Consider the following 17,891-nt stretch of genomic DNA (forward strand, 5'->3'; position numbering starts at 1 on the left):
GCGGCTGGATGCAGTCCGTCGTTCAACTTGTTCCCGACCTGCATAAATCCTTTCGCAATGATCTTGATTGGGCCTCGCTGTCCCCTAGCTCAATTATTCAGGGCGTACGCGGCAATGGGGCTGCGCAAATTTCAGCCGAATGGAGCCCACCATGAAACATCAGACATTGGAGCAACTGCAGAATATTGCGGATATCGACCAGGCATATCCGCATCGCGTCATGTCGCGAAGCGAGCGTCTCGAGCGCTGGGTGGAGCTTCTCGAGTTGAGCCCGCATCGACGACTGGCTACCCTCTACCAGACCGAACATCAGCCGACTTCAGTGCTATCGCTCCTGCGTAGCGATAACTCGCCGATCTCGGTCGCCTTTGAGGACCCGATCCTGCGAGCAGCGGGGCTTGAGAACGATACTTATGGCCAGGCCAAGAAGTTCTTCAGTCTAAGCGACGGCGAACTGCATAACGTTCTTTGCTACTGCCATTTCGGCGCGACGGTCAGCGCCGCCACAGCCGCCCACTATGTACGCGGTATTCTTGGCGTGGATCGCCCAGGTTTATTCGCTCGCCTGCGGGCACTGTTCATATCCTGACTGGAACGAGACCAGGCGCCATTCGAACACCTGATCACTGCTCCCGTCTTCAAGCCGCCGCTCCGGCGGTCGCCGGCTTTTGGCTTGCGATCGCCAGCTAGCGATCACTCACCATTCTCCCCGGACAGTCCGGTCTGCTGTTCCAGACTGCTCAGGCAGGCATCGTTATGGGCAAAGCGGAAAATGCTATAGACCGCCAGTCCCCAGTCCTCACTTCCAGAAATCGTGACGCTGGCCGACTGGGCATTCTGGAACTTCGTGCTCAGATTGTCCCATTGCTCGAACACTTGCCGCTCCTGAGCGATGACCGCCTGCCGGAACATGCCGTCCTTTCCGAATTTGGACGTGGCGACATGGTCGACCTTCTCGTCCGCTGGCCCGAACTGGGAAGCGAGAAGCGAAGCCGCCTCCTTGTAAACCTGCCGTGTCGTCGTGCCGCGCTGATCATCGTCGATGTAACGCGAAATCGCGACGACGTTGCATATTCCCATGCCGTGGACGTAGGCTAGCACATATTGGTCAAAGAGGTCGCTTCCGCCAGGCAGAACGTTGCATGAGTACTGGCCTGTCGTATCTGGCTGCTCGCCATTGATCGGTTTGCAGCCGAGCGCTGACGGCAGCGCATCCTGTGAAACGCCGAGCGGCCGGAAGGCAGGAACATTTGTCTCGGACGGTGAAATGGACGCAGTCATAGTTGCGGCAAAAGCCACGGACGCCAGAATATCGGTTACGGCCATCGAATCTCTCCCGAGTAAGATCGGGCAATACCACAACAGCAGGCGTCAGAAACCCGATCTGCGCGCCAGGCAGGGTGCCGCAAGTTGACTTTCCACAGCCTTTCGCGTTCAGCACATTCTCGCTCAATGTTAAAATCCAATGGTCGGGAATTGTTCCATCACGATTCTGTGGCGAAGGGTGCCGGGTTATCAGCATAGGGTGCTATTCAAGCATGAGTTGCTTGCTGGTTGGAGTGGCTGTGGCAAACGGTCGCGCGGACCGATCGTGCTAGACAGGCATATGAGGAGATGCTTGCATGCCGCCAGCTGAGGGGCCGATGTAGGGACAAGACCATGGACATTCGAAATCTTTTTGCGAATGGCAAAAAGAACTTGAACGTGTCGCCGATCAGAGGTGAACCAATCGAGGTTGTTCAGTCGCGCTCCCGGGCTCAGCCGAATCACAGTATCGATAGCGACGAGCGGGAAACACACACCGAAAGGAGCGCACGCATGACGCAAGGAAGCTTCGGCTTTCCGCCTGCGGATCTTCGAGTACGCGCCTTGGGGGAAATTCATGCACGTCCCTATGCGCTGGTTGAGGCGCCACGCGTCATCTTCCAGCTTGCTTTCCTGACGGAGAGTGCCGGTGACAATGACCATGAGATGCTTGCGGATCTTTCCCGATCCAGCGGCGTTGCTCCGCCTGCCCGCGAGACCAGCCATCATGCGATAAGCTGGGGCCAGGGCACGTTGCGCTGGGAACGGCACACCGAATTTTCGACCTACTTCTGGGATTGCCCCGCACCAGAGAAGTTCGGCGCCCCGATCGCCGTTCATCCTTTCGGCGACAGCTTCTCGCCACCAGGTCCGTTCATATCGGGCATTCGTTTGGAAATACGCCCCGACACGCCCGAGACAGTGCAGGAAATTGCCGTTTTCGATCCGACCAGCCTGTGTCGAAGCGAACTCAGAAACGGTCAGGCAACGATCCTCACCGATTTCCGCCAGGATGGCGACGGATTGACGAAGTTTCTGGTGATCGATCGCGGCATGTCCGACAGCGCACGCGGTGCGCTGGTCCAGCGGCTTCTCGATATCGAGACCTATCGCACGCTGGCGATGATGGGCCTGCCGCTTGCACAATCACTCTCGCCCGAAATCCGCCAGATAGAGTCTGGCCTGACTGCCATTACGCAGCGGATGAAGTTGCATGCACGGGATGAAGCGGACCAGATGCTGTCCGAGATCACGCGCCTTGCGGCCGAACTCGAGGCGAATGCAGCGCTCAGCCTCTATCGGTTCGGGGCAAGCCGCGCCTACTACGAGATCGTTCAGGAGCGCATTCGGGCTCTTGCCGAGACGGCAATACCAGGCAGCGAAACACTCGGCTCATTCCTGGAACGACGACTGGCGCCGGCCATGCGAACCTGTCAGTCGGTCGAGGAGCGCCAGGCGAACCTTTCGCGCAAGCTTGCCCGGGCCACGGCCCTGCTGCGAAGCTGGATCGACGTCGAACTCGAGCGTATCAATACGACGGTGCTGAATTCGATGGACCGCCGGGCGCAACTGCAGCTGCGTTTGCAGCAGACCGTCGAAGGCCTGTCGGTGGCGGCAATCTCTTACTACGTCGTCGGGCTCTTCGGCTATGTGGCAAAGGGTGCGCACAATGTCGGCTTCGAGGTGTCCCCCGAGACGCTGACAGGTCTCTCGGTACCGATCGTGGTTGCCGGCATGTGGCTTGTCGTGCGAAGCATCCGGCGAAGACATGCCGAAGAGGACAAGCGTTGACGTTTTGCGTCGTAGGCTCCCGAGACGCACAAGGGAGCCGTCGTAAAGGAAGTCGGCCAACACGCGTTCGATCCGGAGGGCAAGCGCTTTCGTTGACCGTAGGCCGCATGGCTCCCACGGTTCCCAGCTGGCTTCAGAGTTGCGCCGTCGAACACTCGTAGAGCGCCGCGCCCGTTCCAGCATCGACACCACTCAGGCTCACGTCGTAACCCCAGAGGTGGCGAATATGGCCGAGCGTGGCATCACGGGTGCTCTCTTCCAGGAGGATGCCGTTCTTCACATTATGCTGTAGCCGAAGTTGCCGGTCACCTAGCAAGTCCACGTCGATAACCTGGATATCGGGCTGTCTGGCCCCGACGTCGTAACTGTGGGCAAGCGCCGAGCGGATCCTGGAATAGCCGCGCTCATTATGGATTGCGGATACTTCGCAATAGCTGTCGGTGGCGCGATCGGAGAGCAGGAACAGCCGGAACTTGCGGATCATCGCCGGGCTCAGATATTGGAGCATGAAGGACTCGTCGCGGTGGTTTGCCCAGGCGTCGAGCAGCGTCCCCTGCCAATCGCCGTTGCCGGCAAAAGACGGAAACCAGTCACGATCTTCCGCCGTCGGTTCCATGCAGATGCGCTCGATGTCCTGCATCATCGCGAACCCCAGTGCGTAAGGGTTGATGCCCGGGAAGCGCGAATCATCGAAGGCCGGTTGAAAAACGACGTTGGAGTGGCTTTTCAGCAGTTCCAGCATCGCCCCTTCGCTGATCCGGCCCTGATCGAAGAGGCGGTTGATGATCGTGTAGTGAACGAAGGTCGCGCAGCCCTCGTTCATCACCTTGGTTTGGCGCTGTGGATAGAAATATTGCGCAATGACGCGCACGATCCGGAGAAGTTCGCGCTGCCAGGGATCGAGGATCAGGCTGTGCTTTTCCAGGAAGTAGAGCAGGTTCTCCTCCGGAAGATTGAGAACCTTCTTGCGTTCGGACGCGTCGCGTTCGGCCTCTTCCGGATTGCGGTTTTCCGTTGCCAGCGGCAGCGTGCGCCACAGATCGCTGTAGGTCTGCTCTTCATATTCCAATCGCTCTCGGGCGCGTTCTCTGACTTTTTCGGAGGAAAGGCGGGGCGGGCGCCGGTAGCGGAAGACGCCCTGGTCCATCAGGGCGTGCGCTGAATCGAGGATCGCCTCCACGGCGCGCAATCCATGCCGCTCCTCGCACTTGGCGATGTATTTCTTGGCGAAGTCCATATAACTCAGGATCGAGCCGGCGTCCGTCCACTGGCGGAACAAGTAGTTGTTCTTGAAGAAATGATTGTGGCCGAAGGCTGCATGCGCGGTCACCAACGCCTGCATCGCCATGGTGTTTTCTTCCATGAGATAGGTGATGCAGGGGTTGGAGTTGATGACCAACTCGTAAGCGAGGCCGCGCTGTCCCTTCCGATACAAGTGATCCTCGAAGATGAAGCGCTTGCCGAAGGACCAGTGCTGATACATCAGCGGCATGCCAACCGACGAATAGGCATCGAGCATCTGCTCGGAGGAAATGATCTCCAACTGGTTGGGATAGACGTCCAGTCCCATCTCATCGAGCGCAACGGTCTCTATCGCATCGTAGGCGCGCGATAGGGTCGTGAAATTCCAGTCGGAACCATCAAACAGCAGGCCTGAACTCGAGCGTCTCGCCATTCGGTCGTCCCTTACTTGCGCGTGCGCATGGCAGGCTGTCGGGTAAAGAGCTTGCGGAACACGGGGTAGATGTCTGCCGGTCTGGAGATCCGCGTCATCTGGAAGTTAGGCACTTCGCCGTCGACCGTGCGATAGGCGCGCCACAGCGACGTGCCGTTATCGGTCGCTCCAAAGATTTCGGTTTCACGCTCGTCGATGATCTCGACATAGGCATAATATTGGCACAGGCGCATCAGGTGGTCGCGAAGCAGCGCCGCGCACCGTTCGGAATCTCCGCTGATGTTGTCGCCGTCGGACGCTTGAGCGGCGTAGATGTTCCACAGATGTGCCGGATAGCGTTCCTCGATGACACGAAGCATTTCCTCGAGGGCAGTGGAAACGACCGTGCCGCCGCTCTGCTTGCTGTAGAAGAACGTCTCCTCGTCGACCTCGCGCGCCTCGTCGGTATGACGGATGAAAACAATATCGATCCGCTCGTAACGGCGGGTCAGGAAGAGGTGGAGCAGCACGAAGAAGCGTTTCGCGAGGTCCTTTTCGCGTTCGCCCATCGAGGCTGATACGTCCATCAGGCAGAACATCACTGCGCTGGCATTGGGAAGCGGCTGGCGCTCGAAACGGTTGAAGCGAATATCAACCGGATCGACATAGGAGATGCGTCGACGCCTGCGTTCCAATTGCTCGAGCTCCTCGCGCAATGCCTGCAGGCGCCGCCGCTCCTGTGCCGACAGGTTCGGTTCGGCCTCCAAGATGGCGATCTGATCTGCAATCGCCTTCACCGCCGCTTCGCTCGGGCGTTGCAGCGCGATCCGGCGGCCGAAGCTATTGCGCATCGTCCGCCCGACATTGATGTTCGTGGGGGTGCCGGCCGTGCTGAAGCCGACGCGGTGAGGCTTGTAGGTCACCGTCTCCTTCAGGTTCAACTTGACCATGTCGGGCAGTTCCAGATCCTCGAAGAAAAGGTCGAGAACCTCGTCGCGGGACAGGATGAACTGAAAGTCATCCTCGCTCTCGCCGCGGCCGGCGCCCTTGCCACTTCCGCCGCCACCGCCTTGCGGTCGCGAAAGCTTGTCGCCCGCCAAGTATTCCTTGTTTCCGGGCAGAATATACTCGCGCGCTCCACTACCGGAGGCAGGCTGAAAAGTCGGCTCGCCGGCGCCGCGTTTCGGCATCGGAACGCCATGGGCGGCGTCCACGTCGGCAATCCTATCCGATTTGACCTGCTCCTTGATCGCCCGCTTTAGCTCCTCGCGGGCACGGTTCAGGAAACGCTGCCGGTTGCCGAGGCTCTTATCCTTCGGGTTGAGCCGGCGGTCGATAAAATTCGCCATCTGCCATTCCCCCGGTTCGGCATCGTCAGCCGGCCTTGTTGACCCGCATATACCAATCGACGAGCCGCCGGACCTGGCGAACAGTATAGCCGCGTTCCGTCATGCGCTCGACGAATTCCGCGTGCTGCTTTTCCGTCGAGCTGTCCTTCTTGGAGCCAAAGCTGATGACTGGCAGGAGGTCTTCGACCTGGCCAAACATGCGCTTCTCGATCACTTCGCGAAGCTTTTCGTAGCTCGTCCAGGACGGGTTGCGCCCATGGTTCTTGGCGCGGGCACGCAGGGTGAACTTCACAACCTCATTTCGGAAGTCCTTGGGGTTGGCAATGCCGGCCGGCTTTTCGATCTGCGACAACTCGCTGTCGAGAATTTCGCGGTTGAGGATCTGGCCAGTGTCGTAGTCCTTGAAGTCCTGGTCTTCCAGCCAGGCATCGGCATAGGCGATGTATCTGTCGAACAGGTTTTGTCCATATTCGCTGTAGGATTCCAGATAGGCTTTCTGGATTTCATGACCGATGAATTCGGCATAGCGTGCCGCAAGCTCGGACTTGATGAAATCCAGGTAGCGCGCCTCCGTTTCCTTCGGGAACTGTTCGCGCCGAATTGCCTGCTCCATGATGTACATCAGGTGGACCGGGTCGGCGGCGACCTCCTTTGTATCGTAGTTGAAGGTTTCCGACAGCACCTTGAAGGCAAAACGCGTGCTGACGCCTGTCATGCCCTCATCCACACCGGCGGCGTCACGATACTCCTGCACCGACTTGGCCTTGGGATCGGTGTCCTTCAGGTTCTCGCCGTCATAGACGCGCATCTTCGTGTAGAGCGGCGAATTTTCATGAACATGGAGGCGTGTCGCAACGGTGAAGCGGCTAAGATTCTCGAGCACTTCAGGGGCACACGGGCTCTTTGCCAGCTCGCTTTCACGAAGCAGCTTTTCATAGATTTGCCGCTCCTCGGTGACCCTGAGGCAATAGGGCACCTTGACCACGAGAATGCGGTCGAGGAATGCCTCGTTGTTCTTGTTGTTCTTGAATTGCAGCCACTCGGACTCGTTGGAGTGAGCAACGACAATGCCCTGGAACGGGAAGGCGCCGAAGTTCTCCGTACCGTTATAGCTGCCCTCCTGGGTGGCGGTCAGCAGGGGATGCAGCACCTTGATCGGGGCCTTGAACATTTCGACGAACTCGAGAAGCCCCTGCGTCGTTCTGTTCAGCCCGCCACTGTAGGAGTAGGCATCAGGATCGGCCTGACTGAAGTTTTCAAGTTGACGGATATCCACTTTGCCGACGAGTGCGGACACGTCCTGATTGTTTTCGTCACCCGGCTCCGTCTTCGCAATTGCGATTTGTCGCAGACGCGAGGGCGTCAGTTTAACCACACTGAATTTCGAAATATCGCCGCCGATCTCGTCGAGCCGTTTCGTCGCCCAGGGCGAGATGAGGCCCGTGAGCCTTCGCGCCGCAATCCCGTACTTGTCTTCCAAGAGACCCGCCATCCGCTCCGGGTGGAACAGGCCGAGAGGGGATTCGAAGACGGGGCTGATCTTGCCATTGACCGCCAAAGTGTAGATCGGGCGCTGCTCCATCAGTCTCTTGAGGCGCTCGGCGAGCGACGATTTGCCGCCTCCCACAGGACCGAGCAGATAGAGAATCTGCTTTCGCTCCTCGAGACCTTGCGCGGCGTATCTGAAGTAGCCGACAATCCGCTCGATTGTATCTTCCATTCCATAGAAGTCGGCGAAGGAGGGGTAAATCTTGACTGTGCGGTTGGCGAAAATCCGCCCTAGCCGCTCATCGGCGCTCGTATCGATTAATGTCGGCTCGCCGATCGCTTCGACCATTCGCTCTTGCGCGGTCGCATAAAGGCTTTTGTCATCACGGCAGGCTAGCAGGTATTCCTGTAGACTTAGTTCTTCTTGCGCGGCGCTTGTGTAAATCTCCGAGAAAAGATCAAAGACGTCACTTTCACCTTTTTGCATGATGCTCTCCCGCGGCCGGTCGGTTGAGGCGGGATTGCCGCCCCGTAGGCGCGCTCATTGAGACAACGGCACAAACTAGCATTCGTTCCTTCAAATACTTACAGGAATTCGAATTTGGCTCGAGTAGGCCATGTAGCATCTCATCGTCTCCATTCTTGCGCCAGATTGCGACTCAAATGTTGAACTGTGCTGATTGCTAATATGGCACGAAAGACGTGCAATAACCATGGCTAAGGTAATCACGCTATCGCTATGAACAGCGCATTTCATCCCGGGCCAATGCTATGTCGGCGAACAAAATCGCAGCGCGCAGTAATCATGCGCCGGTGGACGGCAGCTCCAGAGCCCGTGCCGTCCATGGCAAAGAAGCGGTAAAGGAAATGGCGAGCTGGCGCCCGTCGGGCGCTAGCTGATGCCGCCGAGGCAGACGTATTTAATTTCCATAAATTCTTCGATCCCGTATTTGGAACCCTCACGGCCAAGGCCGGAGAGTTTGACGCCGCCGAAGGGAGCTTCCGCCGTCGAGATCAATCCTGTGTTGACACCAACCATGCCGTATTCGAGGGCCTCGGCGACGCGGAAAACGCGAGCGAGATCCTTCGCGTAGAAGTACGAGGCCAGGCCAAACTCGGTATCGTTTGCCTGCTGGATGACATCGGCCTCATCCTTGAAGCGGAACAGCGGCGCCACCGGCCCGAAGGTCTCCTCCCGGGCAACGGCCATCTCCCGCGTGACATTTGAAAGCACGGTCGCCTCGTAGAAAGTGCCGCCGAGCACGTGGCGCTTTCCGCCCTGTACGACGCTTGCACCCTTGGCGAGCGCATCGGCAACGTGTTCCTCGACCTTCTCCAGCGCTGGCTGGTCGATCAGCGGCCCCAGAATGACACCCTCGTCGAAGCCATTGCCGGTCTTCAATTTGCCGACGGCTGCCGCAAGCTTCTGGGAGAAAGCATCATAGACACCTTCCTGCACGTATAGCCGGTTTGCGCACACGCAAGTCTGGCCATTGTTGCGGAACTTGGCGATCAGCGCACCCTCAACGGCGGCATCAAGATCAGCGTCGTCGAAGACGATGAAGGGTGCATTGCCGCCGAGTTCCAGGCCAAGTTTCTTGATTGTCGGAGCACTCTGCTTGTAGAGCTCGGCGCCGATTTCCGTGGAACCGGTGAAGGTCAATTTGCGGACGGTCGGATTGGCTGTCATTTCGGCGCCAATCTCGCGTGCCGAGCCGGTGACAACCGAAAACAGGCCCTTCGGAAGCCCGGCGCGTTCCGCAAGCACGGCAATCGCAATGGCCGAGAAGGGCGTCTGGCTGGCCGGCTTCAGCACCATGGCGCAACCGGCAGCAAAGGCAGGTCCCGCTTTTCGCGTGATCATGGCGTTCGGGAAATTCCAGGGGGTGATCGCGGCAACCACGCCGATCGGCTGCTTCATCACCATGATGCGCTTGTCGGGTTGGTGGCCGGGAACCAGATCGCCATAGACCCGCCGCCCTTCCTCCGCGAACCATTCGACGAAGCTTGCGCCATAGACGATCTCGCCGGTCGCTTCGGCAACCGGTTTGCCCTGTTCAAGCGTCAGGATACGGCCGAGATCGTCCTTGTTTTCGATCATCAGCTCGAACCATTTGCGAAGAATGCCCGAGCGTTCCTTGGCGGTGCGCGCCGCCCAGCCCTTTTGGGCGACGCGAGCGGCCTCGATCGCGGCTTTTGTCTCGGCCGCTCCCAGCTTGGGCACGCGGCCGATGATTTCACCGGTCGCCGGATTGTTGACTTCGATCGCATTCGCCGGATCGGCCTCGATCCATCCGTCGCCGATCAGGGCTGCCTGCCGAAAGAGTGTGGGGTCCTTGAGGTTCATGTTGTCCATCCCATCGAGAAATTGTGCCGTTCCGCATCTCCGCGGCCGCCTCGGCGAAGCCTTACGACAATGTCGCCATCCTCTTCCGCCCTGTCAAACGCGTTGTGGTAAAAGGGTCGCGGACAGTGCCGAGGCGCAATCTCGAAAATGATTGGAGGTTTCCAACACCGGCGCGCATTTTTCGGGAACCTTTGCCGTCGAGTTCCATCTATATCAATGCCAAGGAGGTGACATGAAAGAGATGACGATGTCGCAGATTCAAGCAGATGGGGCCGAAGCACTCGATACGCTCGCCGATGTCGAGCTGGCGCGCCGCGCGGTCGCCCGCGATCGTCACGCTTTTCGCGCGATCATGAAGGCTCACAATCAGAGGCTCTACCGTCTGGCAAGAAGCATTGTTCGCAATGACAGCGAGGCGGAGGACGTTGTTCAGGAGGCCTATGTGCTCGGATTTGCGCATCTCGATCGTTTCCGGGGTGAGTCCTCGCTCGGGACCTGGCTTTCGCGCATCGTAATCAACGAAGCTCTCGGACGTCTGCGCAAGAAACGGCGGGCGGCGGGCGTCGCGCGTTGTGCCGACGAAAACAGCGGAGCGATGATCCTCCGATTTCCTGTCGACAACACCGGCGACCCGGAGCGCACCATGGCACAGCGGCAAATTCTGCAATTGGTCGAGCAGGCGACCGACGCCCTGCCGGATATCTACCGAACCGTCTTTGTCGCAAGAGTGATCGAGGGGCTGAATGTGGATGAGACCGCGGCGTTGCTCGGCCTGCGGGCCGAGACCGTCAAGAGCCGGCTGCATCGCGCCAGGCGCCTGGTAAGGGAGCGCCTCGACGAGCAGATCGGTCCCGTGCTCCTTTCCGCATTTCCCTTCGCGGGCCGTCGTTGCGAACGCCTGACGATGGCGGTGATGAGCCGTCTCGGTTTTCTCGACTGATTTCGGGAACCTTCTCGTCGGGCCGACATCCAATGTCTGTTCCAGAAAAACAATGCCCGGCCTCGCCGGTTCGGGCGAAGGAGGTTCCTATGCAGACTCGACAGATTGCGACCCTGACCGCGCTTTGCCTGTTCGGACTTGCGCCATCCGCATGGGCAGCGGACAAGCCGACGGACCCGCAGATCGCGCATATCGCCTATACGGCCGGCACCATCGATATCGAGGCCGCAAAACTTGCGATCTCGAAATCCAAGAACAAGGATGTTGTCGCCTTCGCGAAGGACATGGTGCGAGACCATGAGGCCGTGAACAAGCAGGCTCTTGCACTGGTCAAGAAGCTCAAGGTTACGCCGGAGGACAATGAAACGAGCAAGACGTTGACCAAGGCTGCAACCGATGAGCGAGCAAAACTTGCCAAACTCAGCGGAGCGAGCTTCGACAAGGCCTATGTCGACAACGAGGTCGCCTACCACAAACAGGTCAATGGCGCGCTCGAGACGCTGTTGATCCCGTCGGCGAGCAACGCGGAGCTCAAGGAGTTGCTCCAAACCGGCCTCAAGGTCTTCCAGGGCCATCAGCAGCATGCCGAGCATGTCGCTGGCGAGCTTAAATAGGAGATACCAGCATGCTGAGACGGCATCTGTGGATCGTTGCGGTATCTGCGTTGACCATCGGTGTCGTTCCGGTGCGGGCGGAAACAGTCACTGTAACAATCGAAAAGATGATGTTTTCGCCCGCTGAGATCAGCGCAAGGCCAGGCGACACGATCGAATGGATCAACAAGGATATTCTTGCCCATACGGCGACCGTGAAGGGTGACTGGGAGGTGGTCATTCCTTCCGGGAAATCCGCAAGTGCCGTGCTGAAGGCGACCACATCGGTCGATTACTATTGTCGCTTTCATCCGAACATGAAGGGTCGTATCTCGATACCCTCTCAATAGTAAGGCTGCGCGGCGCTGCGTGGAGACACCCTCGGCCGCCATATCCGACCATCGGCGAATAGAATCCGTCTTCGCTCGGCGTTCGCGCTGTCCTATACAGCTTTCATGTATTCGCTGGAACGCCCGGTAGCCCTTGAGCAAATCGTGAAGAAGAGCCGGTTTCTGGCGATTGGTGTTCCGATCGCCAGCGAGCTCGACGCGAAGGAGGCGCTTGCCGTACGCAGCCATGGCGATGCCAACCATAATTGTTGGGCCTGGCGCATCGGCCAGACCTACCGTTTCAGCGATGACGGCGAGCCAAGCGGAACAGCAGGAAAACCCATACTGCAGGCGATCGATGGCCAATCACTCGACAAGGTCATTATCATCGTGACGCGCTGGTTCGGAGGTGTGCTTCTTGGCACCGGTGGTTTGATCCGCGCCTATGGCGGGACGGCGGCCGCCTGCCTCCGGTCCGGCGAACTCATCGAACTCGTTCCAACTTTGGAGGGAACGATCCGCGCCGGATTTTCCGACCTTGCGATCCTCAGGGCAAGGCTCGCCGCCTTCGAGGGGGTGCACGTCCTCAGCGAGGCTTTCTTCGAGGCTGGCGCGGAGATCGCGGTGAGCTTTCCGCTAGCACGGTCGGACGAGATTGCCCGTTTGATTGCCGACACCACAAGCGGACGCAGCGCGCTCGCCCTCAAACAATAGGGCGAGCGCGAGCCAGAGCCTTCAGGTCAGCATCCGGTAAGCGCTCGAGCAAGCAATGCGGCGCCCGACTTAACGCCAGCCTAGCGCCGGTGCCACATGTTTGAGGATCGCCTCGATCACATGAGCGTTGTATTCGACGCCGAGTTGATTGGGGACTGTCAGCAACAGGGTGTCGGCTTCGGCAATGGCTTCGTCTTCGGAGAGCTGCTTGACCAGCGCCTCAGGTTCGGCCGCATAGGAGCGACCAAAGATCGCCTTGGTGTTTTCGTCGATATAGCCGATCGAATCCTGTTCCTTGCCGCCGCGGCCGAAGTAGGCGCGGTCGCGATCGTCGACAAGTGCGAAGATGCTGCGGCTGACTGACACGCGTGGGGTGCGAGTATGGCCGGCTGCCTTCCATGCCTCCCTGTAGGCGCGGATTTGTGCGGCCTGCTGGACATGGAAGGGTTCGCCGGTTTCGTCATCCTTCAGCGTCGAACTCTGCAGGTTCATGCCGAGCTTGGCTGCCCAGATTGCAGTTGCATTGGACCCCGCGCCCCACCAGATGCGCTCGCGCAATCCTTCCGAATAGGGTTCAAGGCGCAGCAGGCCGGGCGGGTTAGGAAACATCGGACGCGGGTTCGGTTGGGCAAAACCTTCGCCTTTAAGTGCTTCCAGGAACACCTCGGCATGGCCACGGCCCATGTCTGCATCGCTCGAACCATCCTGTGGCTGGTAGCCGAAATAGCGCCAGCCATCGATGACCTGCTCCGGAGAGCCGCGGCTGATCCCCAGTTGCAGGCGGCCACCGGCAATGAGATCGGCAGCACCGGCGTCCTCGGCCATGTAGAGAGGGTTCTCGTAACGCATGTCGATGACCGCGGTGCCGGTCTCTATGGTCTTCGTCTTCGCACCGACTGCCGCCAGGAGCGGAAAAGGCGACGCCAGCTGCCGCGCAAAGTGGTGGACGCGGAAATACGCGCCGTCCGCACCGAGTTCTTCGGCAGCAACGGCAAGATCGATGGATTGGAGCAGCGCGTCACCCGCGGAGCGGGTTTTTGATTGAGGCGAGGGCGCCCAGTGGCCGAAGGAGAGAAAGCCGATTTTCTTCATGATTTTACCCGTTGGATATCGCGGTTTGCGGTGGGAATTTTGATGGGCATAACATGGGGAGCAGCGTCTGCCACGAAAAGACGATTGAACGCTCTGTTCATCCTTTGAGATTGACGTCCACCAAATGAGCGGCCGCTACGGCTGCGATGCGGTCAGCCGTCTTGCAAAAGGCAGGAAGAGCAGCGCGCAGCCTGTCAGTATGGCGACGATCAGCCAAGCCTGGTTGATCGCCTGGACGCTTGCTGCTGTCTGTACGAGCGGATCCAGCGCAGCGATCGTGTCCGGTGTGAAGTCGCCGGTGCTGCCTGTGATCGTTCCCGCCGGAGCCCCGATAAACGCCGCCGTGGCTGCATCGCCGGCCCGCAGTTGATCCCATAGTCTCTGCCCAAGCGGCTCCGACCTCGTGTAGATGATCGTATCGATCATGGCGATGCCGATCGCCCCGCCCAGATTACGCATCAGATTGAAGAGGCCGCTTGCGTCGGGCACCCGCGATGCCGGCAAGGTTCCGAGGGCGAGGCGTGTCGGCGGCAGGAGGCAGAACATGATCGCGGCACCGCGCACGACCTGCGGCCAGAACATGGCATCGAAGTCGGAGCGCGGATCATGGAATGCGCTCATCCCCAGTCCGATCGCAAACAACCCGAAACCTGCGGCCGAGAGCAGACGCGGATCTGTCCGCTTTTCCAGCGCAACGGCGATCGGTGCGGTGAACAGCTGCGTTATGCCTGTGACCAGCATCGTCATCCCGATTTCCAGGGCATTGTGCCCTCTGACGAAGGCAAGGAACACCGGCATGAGATAGACCGAGCCGAACAGGCCGATCCCGAGCACGAAGCTGAGGGCGGATCCGACCAAGAAATTCCGATCTCGGAAATGATGCAGGTCGACGATGGGACGCGTTCTGCGCAGCGACCGGGATGCAAATGCAGACCCCGATACCAGGCTGAATGCTAGCAAGCTCAGGACGTACGGCGAGATCCAGCCGCTCGTCGGCGCCTCCTTCAATCCCAGTTCCAGGCTCGCCAGCGCCAGCGCCATCATAAGGAGCGACAGACCATCGAGGTGCCGCAGTTCGGACACGTCGCCCTTCTGCCGGGGCAGGAACTGCCACGCCACCAGCGCCGAGACAATGCCGGGAACGATATTGATGAGGAACAGCCAATGCCACGAATAGGTTGACGTCAGCCAGCCGCCGATGATCGGTCCAACCGTCGGTGCCAAGACAGCCAGCACCCCAGCGATTGTCGTGGCGAGTGCCTGCCGCTCATTGGGAAAGAGGATGAAAACGGCCGAAAAAACCGCCGGGATCAGCGTTCCACCTGAAAAGCCCTGAACGACCCTCCAGGCAACCAGTTCGCCAAAGTCGTTGCTTGCCGCACAGCCAGTGGAAGCGACGACAAACAAGCCTATGGAGGCGACGAACAGCCATCTCATCGTCAGGACACGCGTCAGCAAGCCGGTCAACGGTATCGCGATCACCTCTGCGATCAGATAGACGGTCTGGATCCAGCTCATCTGGTCAGGATCGATATTGATGGCCTGCTGAATTGTAGGCAGGGATGTCGCGACCACCTGGATGTCCAGGATCCCCATGAACATCCCGATGCACATCGCAATGAAGCCCACCCAGATCACCGCCGAAGGCGGATGAGAGGAGGCGGGCTCAAGGTGTTGCGACATGCGGTTGCCCTGCGATCGGGATGGTTCAAGACGGCCCGCGCTGCGGGCCTTCACTCAGGACGGCGGAAAAACGCTTCCAGGCGATAGCCGTCCGGATCGATGACAAATGCTGCGTAATAGAACGATCCGTACTCGGGGCGTATGCCCGGTTCGCCGTTGTCAGTCCCGCCGCCTGCCATTGCGTTTGCGTGGAAGGCTCTGACGCCTTCCTCGTTGGGGGCAACAAAACAGAAGTGCAGTCCCGACTCCATGTCGGGAACGACAGGCCGCTCGGCGAGCTTTATCCAGAGCTGGGGCTGTTCAGCACCGTAGCCCAGCCACCTGTCACTCGTTGAAAGCCTCGTATAGCCCAGCGGCTCAAGTGCTGCGTCGTAGAATTTTCGTGCACGCTCGAGATCGGACACGCCGATAGAAACATGATGAAACATCATTCCTCCTTCTATGACGGCGCTCGTGTTTGATGAGCCGCAGCCAATCGGGCCGCTCGCGACTGTACAGCGTCGCATCAGTAAAGCAAATGATGGAGCTCAATTGTCGATCCCGGTTTTGCCCCGAGGACTGACGGCAGCCAGGAACATTGCCAAAGCAGGCTGAAGTCTTTGAAAAGAAACTGATGGATTGTGGCGCCAAGCGAGTTTGATAGGCCCTCAGGAACGCGCAGCGTCGGGCTCAACGACCGAGGCCCACCGCTTGCATTAGTGCAAAGCGGTAGGCCCCGGACACGCTGAAGAGATGCTGGCATTTCGCGTTCAGGTGGTGCTGCACGCGAAAGGTACTCGATGCTAGTTCGCCTTAACCCTTCGCGCGAGAGCCATTACGTAATCGTCGGCGATATCGGCCAAGGTCAGAGCGACCTCGGGTTCCTTCCATCCCGCAGCAACGGCTCGTTGCACGAAAGCTCGAAAAGCCTGTGCAAGGACTTCCTCACGCTCGACGACGCGGTACGGATCATTCGTAGAATATTGAGGGTTGCTGATCTGGATCGTAGGGTTGGTCGGTTCCATGATATGCCCCTGAAAGTTGCCCCATCTGATGACGGCCGCATTTCCTTGTGCGTTCCGTCTCACTGCCTGCACTGCGATTATTCTTCTTTATTAAGGGGTTACTGGGATCTTGTCGTTAGCTACGCATCCGGAAACTTGCAGCAGCGTACATTTCTGCGGCTCCAGGGACGGCCTTGGTGCTCTCGCTGTTGAGCGATATTGGCACAGCCGTGGGTGCTCGCCTTGCACGAGGCATGACCCAAAAACGCGGGAACTTGCGGTGGCGGGCATTCAGCGCGAAAGGGGAGGCGACCGACGCAAGGCGTTAGCGCAATGACCGCGTTCAGGCTCGACGGTTGTGCCCAAGCGTTCTCAGCCATGTGTCGAAGGACTGACCACTCTCAGCCTCGGCTACCGGCTCGACGGAATAGCCAATATTGGACGGCATGCCCGAAGTCCTCGCCTCACGCGGGCTGTAGCCGAATTCCTTGCTGAAGGCGCGGCTGAAATGTGCGGCTGAGGAAAAGCCGGCCGCGAAGGCGATATCGGCGATTTGTTGCCGGTTGGAGGTATCGCTCAATGCGGCGTGCGCGGACAAGAGCCGGCGTCGCTGGATATAGTGATGCACACCGCCGTCTGTCTCGAAAGCCTGGTAGAGCCGCGTGCGGGAGACGCCCAGTTCCCGGCACAAACGGTCGGTCGTCAGGTCGGGTGACATCAGATTGTGCTGGACGAAGCGGTGGACGCGTTCCTTCAGTGGCAAGGCGCTGCTTTGTTCTGGCGACGAGACATGTGCTGACGATGATGAAACACAGGCCAGGATCAGATCGCGGACGGTCTGTACCACATGAGAAAGATCCGCCTCAGCCAGCAGTGCCAGCTTCGTTTCGACGCCATCCAGATAGTCGATCAGCAGTTTGGCGCGTGTTCCGACGAGCGCGATGTTGTTCTTGATGTCGACAGCGGAGGTGGGATGGAGCAATTCGCGAGGCAGGTAGAGGGACAGGGTTTGGGTGTCCGTCGATCGACCACGAAAGGGCTGCCCCAAACTGCGCAATTCGACATTTCCAGGCTCTCCCTCGGAAACATGTCCGCCAACTTCCGTCCATGTTCGGCCGCCGCGCAATACAGAGATATGCCAGTGATCGATCGGGCTTGATCGAACCTTCGCTTCCGAACGCATATAGCTATGGGCGGGCGTGCTTTGCTGAACGACAAGCATGCCGCCGAGGTTCCAGACTGCATGGTCGGCCACAAAACCTGTATCCGCGGGAATGCTGTCCGGGCGCCTGATATCGACAAGTGGCGCGACATAAGACTGCCAGGCGGAAAATTGCTGTGCCGGCTCCAGGTCGCGCGTGGAAAATCGCAGAGGTTTCAATGCCGGAGGAGGCGCAGGGTGCTCGTCCGACGGTTTGGTTTCGCGAGGAAAGCGACGGCGTTCCACCTGCACGGTCTTGCTATCGTCGCGCTTGCCGCCATCAGGGTGTGGAGGGGAGGGGCGAGATCGTTCATCGTCCGGCAATTCGGTCTCCATAGCGGATCAGGGAGCACGGCCTAGCTATCCCACCAGTATTGAATCAGCTTATGTCAAAGCTAGCGCATGTCGCGTTGCAGTCAATG

16 protein-coding genes are annotated in these 17,891 nt (G+C 59.1%); 6 read left to right on the forward strand and 10 right to left on the reverse strand.

What is annotated here, in order from left to right; translation table 11 throughout:
• Nucleotides 1–151 precede the first annotated feature (151 nt).
• Complete coding sequence (locus tag AC1DPR_RS13770) at nucleotides 152–589, forward strand: hypothetical protein (protein ID WP_477816520.1); 438 nt, start codon at nucleotides 152–154, stop codon at nucleotides 587–589.
• Between the two features lie 104 nt (nucleotides 590–693).
• Here AC1DPR_RS13770 and AC1DPR_RS13775 read toward each other — a convergent pair whose 3' ends face one another.
• A complete protein-coding gene (locus AC1DPR_RS13775) occupies nucleotides 694–1,326 on the reverse strand; it encodes a hypothetical protein (protein WP_477816521.1) in 633 nt (210 codons plus the stop codon).
• A gap of 492 nt (nucleotides 1,327–1,818) precedes the next feature.
• On the opposite strand from AC1DPR_RS13775, the gene AC1DPR_RS13780 reads away from it, so the two are divergent.
• A complete protein-coding gene (locus tag AC1DPR_RS13780) occupies nucleotides 1,819–3,096 on the forward strand; it encodes a DUF3422 family protein (protein WP_113160605.1) in 1,278 nt (425 codons plus the stop codon).
• Nucleotides 3,097–3,229: 133 nt separating this feature from the next.
• On the opposite strand, the gene AC1DPR_RS13785 is transcribed toward AC1DPR_RS13780, so the two are convergent.
• The 4 genes from AC1DPR_RS13785 to gabD form a co-directional block, all read right to left on the reverse strand.
• On the reverse strand, nucleotides 3,230–4,771 hold the full coding sequence (locus tag AC1DPR_RS13785; protein WP_018858039.1) for a SpoVR family protein: 1,542 nt from the start codon (nucleotides 4,769–4,771) through the stop codon (nucleotides 3,230–3,232).
• An 11-nt stretch (nucleotides 4,772–4,782) separates the two neighbouring features.
• Nucleotides 4,783–6,099 (reverse strand): YeaH/YhbH family protein, encoded by a 1,317-nt coding sequence (locus tag AC1DPR_RS13790; protein ID WP_477816522.1) that lies wholly within the window; start codon nucleotides 6,097–6,099, stop codon nucleotides 4,783–4,785.
• Between the two features lie 25 nt (nucleotides 6,100–6,124).
• On the reverse strand, nucleotides 6,125–8,074 hold the full coding sequence (locus AC1DPR_RS13795) for a PrkA family serine protein kinase (RefSeq protein WP_018858041.1): 1,950 nt from the start codon (nucleotides 8,072–8,074) through the stop codon (nucleotides 6,125–6,127).
• Between the two features lie 405 nt (nucleotides 8,075–8,479).
• On the reverse strand, nucleotides 8,480–9,934 hold the full coding sequence (gene gabD / locus AC1DPR_RS13800; protein ID WP_477816523.1) for an NADP-dependent succinate-semialdehyde dehydrogenase: 1,455 nt from the start codon (nucleotides 9,932–9,934) through the stop codon (nucleotides 8,480–8,482).
• A gap of 247 nt (nucleotides 9,935–10,181) precedes the next feature.
• Here gabD and AC1DPR_RS13805 point away from each other — a divergent pair, with 247 nt between their 5' ends.
• The 4 genes from AC1DPR_RS13805 to AC1DPR_RS13820 all read left to right on the forward strand — a co-directional run bounded on the left by AC1DPR_RS13805 (nucleotide 10,182) and on the right by AC1DPR_RS13820 (nucleotide 12,510).
• Complete coding sequence (locus tag AC1DPR_RS13805) at nucleotides 10,182–10,874, forward strand: RNA polymerase sigma factor (protein ID WP_477816558.1); 693 nt, start codon at nucleotides 10,182–10,184, stop codon at nucleotides 10,872–10,874.
• A gap of 89 nt (nucleotides 10,875–10,963) precedes the next feature.
• The gene (locus tag AC1DPR_RS13810) at nucleotides 10,964–11,488 is read left to right on the forward strand and encodes a DUF4142 domain-containing protein (protein WP_477816524.1); all 525 of its coding nucleotides are present in this window, start codon (nucleotides 10,964–10,966) and stop codon (nucleotides 11,486–11,488) included.
• Nucleotides 11,489–11,499: 11 nt separating this feature from the next.
• On the forward strand, nucleotides 11,500–11,817 hold the full coding sequence (locus AC1DPR_RS13815) for a plastocyanin/azurin family copper-binding protein (RefSeq protein ID WP_477816525.1): 318 nt from the start codon (nucleotides 11,500–11,502) through the stop codon (nucleotides 11,815–11,817).
• A gap of 105 nt (nucleotides 11,818–11,922) precedes the next feature.
• Complete coding sequence (locus tag AC1DPR_RS13820; RefSeq protein WP_477816526.1) at nucleotides 11,923–12,510, forward strand: IMPACT family protein; 588 nt, start codon at nucleotides 11,923–11,925, stop codon at nucleotides 12,508–12,510.
• A 69-nt stretch (nucleotides 12,511–12,579) separates the two neighbouring features.
• Here AC1DPR_RS13820 and AC1DPR_RS13825 read toward each other — a convergent pair whose 3' ends face one another.
• The 5 genes from AC1DPR_RS13825 to AC1DPR_RS13845 all read right to left on the reverse strand — a co-directional run bounded on the left by AC1DPR_RS13825 (nucleotide 12,580) and on the right by AC1DPR_RS13845 (nucleotide 17,793).
• Nucleotides 12,580–13,602, reverse strand: a complete 1,023-nt coding sequence (locus AC1DPR_RS13825) for an LLM class flavin-dependent oxidoreductase (protein ID WP_018858047.1) — start codon at nucleotides 13,600–13,602, stop codon at nucleotides 12,580–12,582.
• A gap of 135 nt (nucleotides 13,603–13,737) precedes the next feature.
• Nucleotides 13,738–15,285 (reverse strand): DHA2 family efflux MFS transporter permease subunit, encoded by a 1,548-nt coding sequence (locus AC1DPR_RS13830; RefSeq protein ID WP_477816527.1) that lies wholly within the window; start codon nucleotides 15,283–15,285, stop codon nucleotides 13,738–13,740.
• Nucleotides 15,286–15,335: 50 nt separating this feature from the next.
• Nucleotides 15,336–15,713 (reverse strand): VOC family protein, encoded by a 378-nt coding sequence (locus tag AC1DPR_RS13835; RefSeq protein ID WP_477816528.1) that lies wholly within the window; start codon nucleotides 15,711–15,713, stop codon nucleotides 15,336–15,338.
• A 354-nt stretch (nucleotides 15,714–16,067) separates the two neighbouring features.
• Nucleotides 16,068–16,289: a hypothetical protein gene (locus AC1DPR_RS13840; protein ID WP_477816529.1), complete on the reverse strand. Its 222-nt coding sequence runs from the start codon at nucleotides 16,287–16,289 to the stop codon at nucleotides 16,068–16,070.
• Nucleotides 16,290–16,611: 322 nt separating this feature from the next.
• Complete coding sequence (locus tag AC1DPR_RS13845) at nucleotides 16,612–17,793, reverse strand: helix-turn-helix domain-containing protein (protein ID WP_477816530.1); 1,182 nt, start codon at nucleotides 17,791–17,793, stop codon at nucleotides 16,612–16,614.
• Between the last annotated feature and the right edge of the window lie 98 nt (nucleotides 17,794–17,891).

It is taken from the genome of Rhizobium sp. 01T417 (assembly GCF_056398905.1).

Coding starts and splice junctions, on each gene's coding strand:
- AC1DPR_RS13770 (WP_477816520.1), top strand. CDS start 152: ATGAAACATCAGACATTGGAGCAACTGCAGAATATTGCGGATATCGAC.
- AC1DPR_RS13775 (WP_477816521.1), bottom strand. CDS start 1,326: ATGGCCGTAACCGATATTCTGGCGTCCGTGGCTTTTGCCGCAACTATG.
- AC1DPR_RS13780 (WP_113160605.1), top strand. CDS start 1,819: ATGACGCAAGGAAGCTTCGGCTTTCCGCCTGCGGATCTTCGAGTACGC.
- AC1DPR_RS13785 (WP_018858039.1), bottom strand. CDS start 4,771: ATGGCGAGACGCTCGAGTTCAGGCCTGCTGTTTGATGGTTCCGACTGG.
- AC1DPR_RS13790 (WP_477816522.1), bottom strand. CDS start 6,099: ATGGCGAATTTTATCGACCGCCGGCTCAACCCGAAGGATAAGAGCCTC.
- AC1DPR_RS13795 (WP_018858041.1), bottom strand. CDS start 8,074: ATGCAAAAAGGTGAAAGTGACGTCTTTGATCTTTTCTCGGAGATTTAC.
- gabD (WP_477816523.1), bottom strand. CDS start 9,934: ATGAACCTCAAGGACCCCACACTCTTTCGGCAGGCAGCCCTGATCGGC.
- AC1DPR_RS13805 (WP_477816558.1), top strand. CDS start 10,182: ATGTCGCAGATTCAAGCAGATGGGGCCGAAGCACTCGATACGCTCGCC.
- AC1DPR_RS13810 (WP_477816524.1), top strand. CDS start 10,964: ATGCAGACTCGACAGATTGCGACCCTGACCGCGCTTTGCCTGTTCGGA.
- AC1DPR_RS13815 (WP_477816525.1), top strand. CDS start 11,500: ATGCTGAGACGGCATCTGTGGATCGTTGCGGTATCTGCGTTGACCATC.
- AC1DPR_RS13820 (WP_477816526.1), top strand. CDS start 11,923: ATGTATTCGCTGGAACGCCCGGTAGCCCTTGAGCAAATCGTGAAGAAG.
- AC1DPR_RS13825 (WP_018858047.1), bottom strand. CDS start 13,602: ATGAAGAAAATCGGCTTTCTCTCCTTCGGCCACTGGGCGCCCTCGCCT.
- AC1DPR_RS13830 (WP_477816527.1), bottom strand. CDS start 15,285: ATGTCGCAACACCTTGAGCCCGCCTCCTCTCATCCGCCTTCGGCGGTG.
- AC1DPR_RS13835 (WP_477816528.1), bottom strand. CDS start 15,713: ATGTTTCATCATGTTTCTATCGGCGTGTCCGATCTCGAGCGTGCACGA.
- AC1DPR_RS13840 (WP_477816529.1), bottom strand. CDS start 16,289: ATGGAACCGACCAACCCTACGATCCAGATCAGCAACCCTCAATATTCT.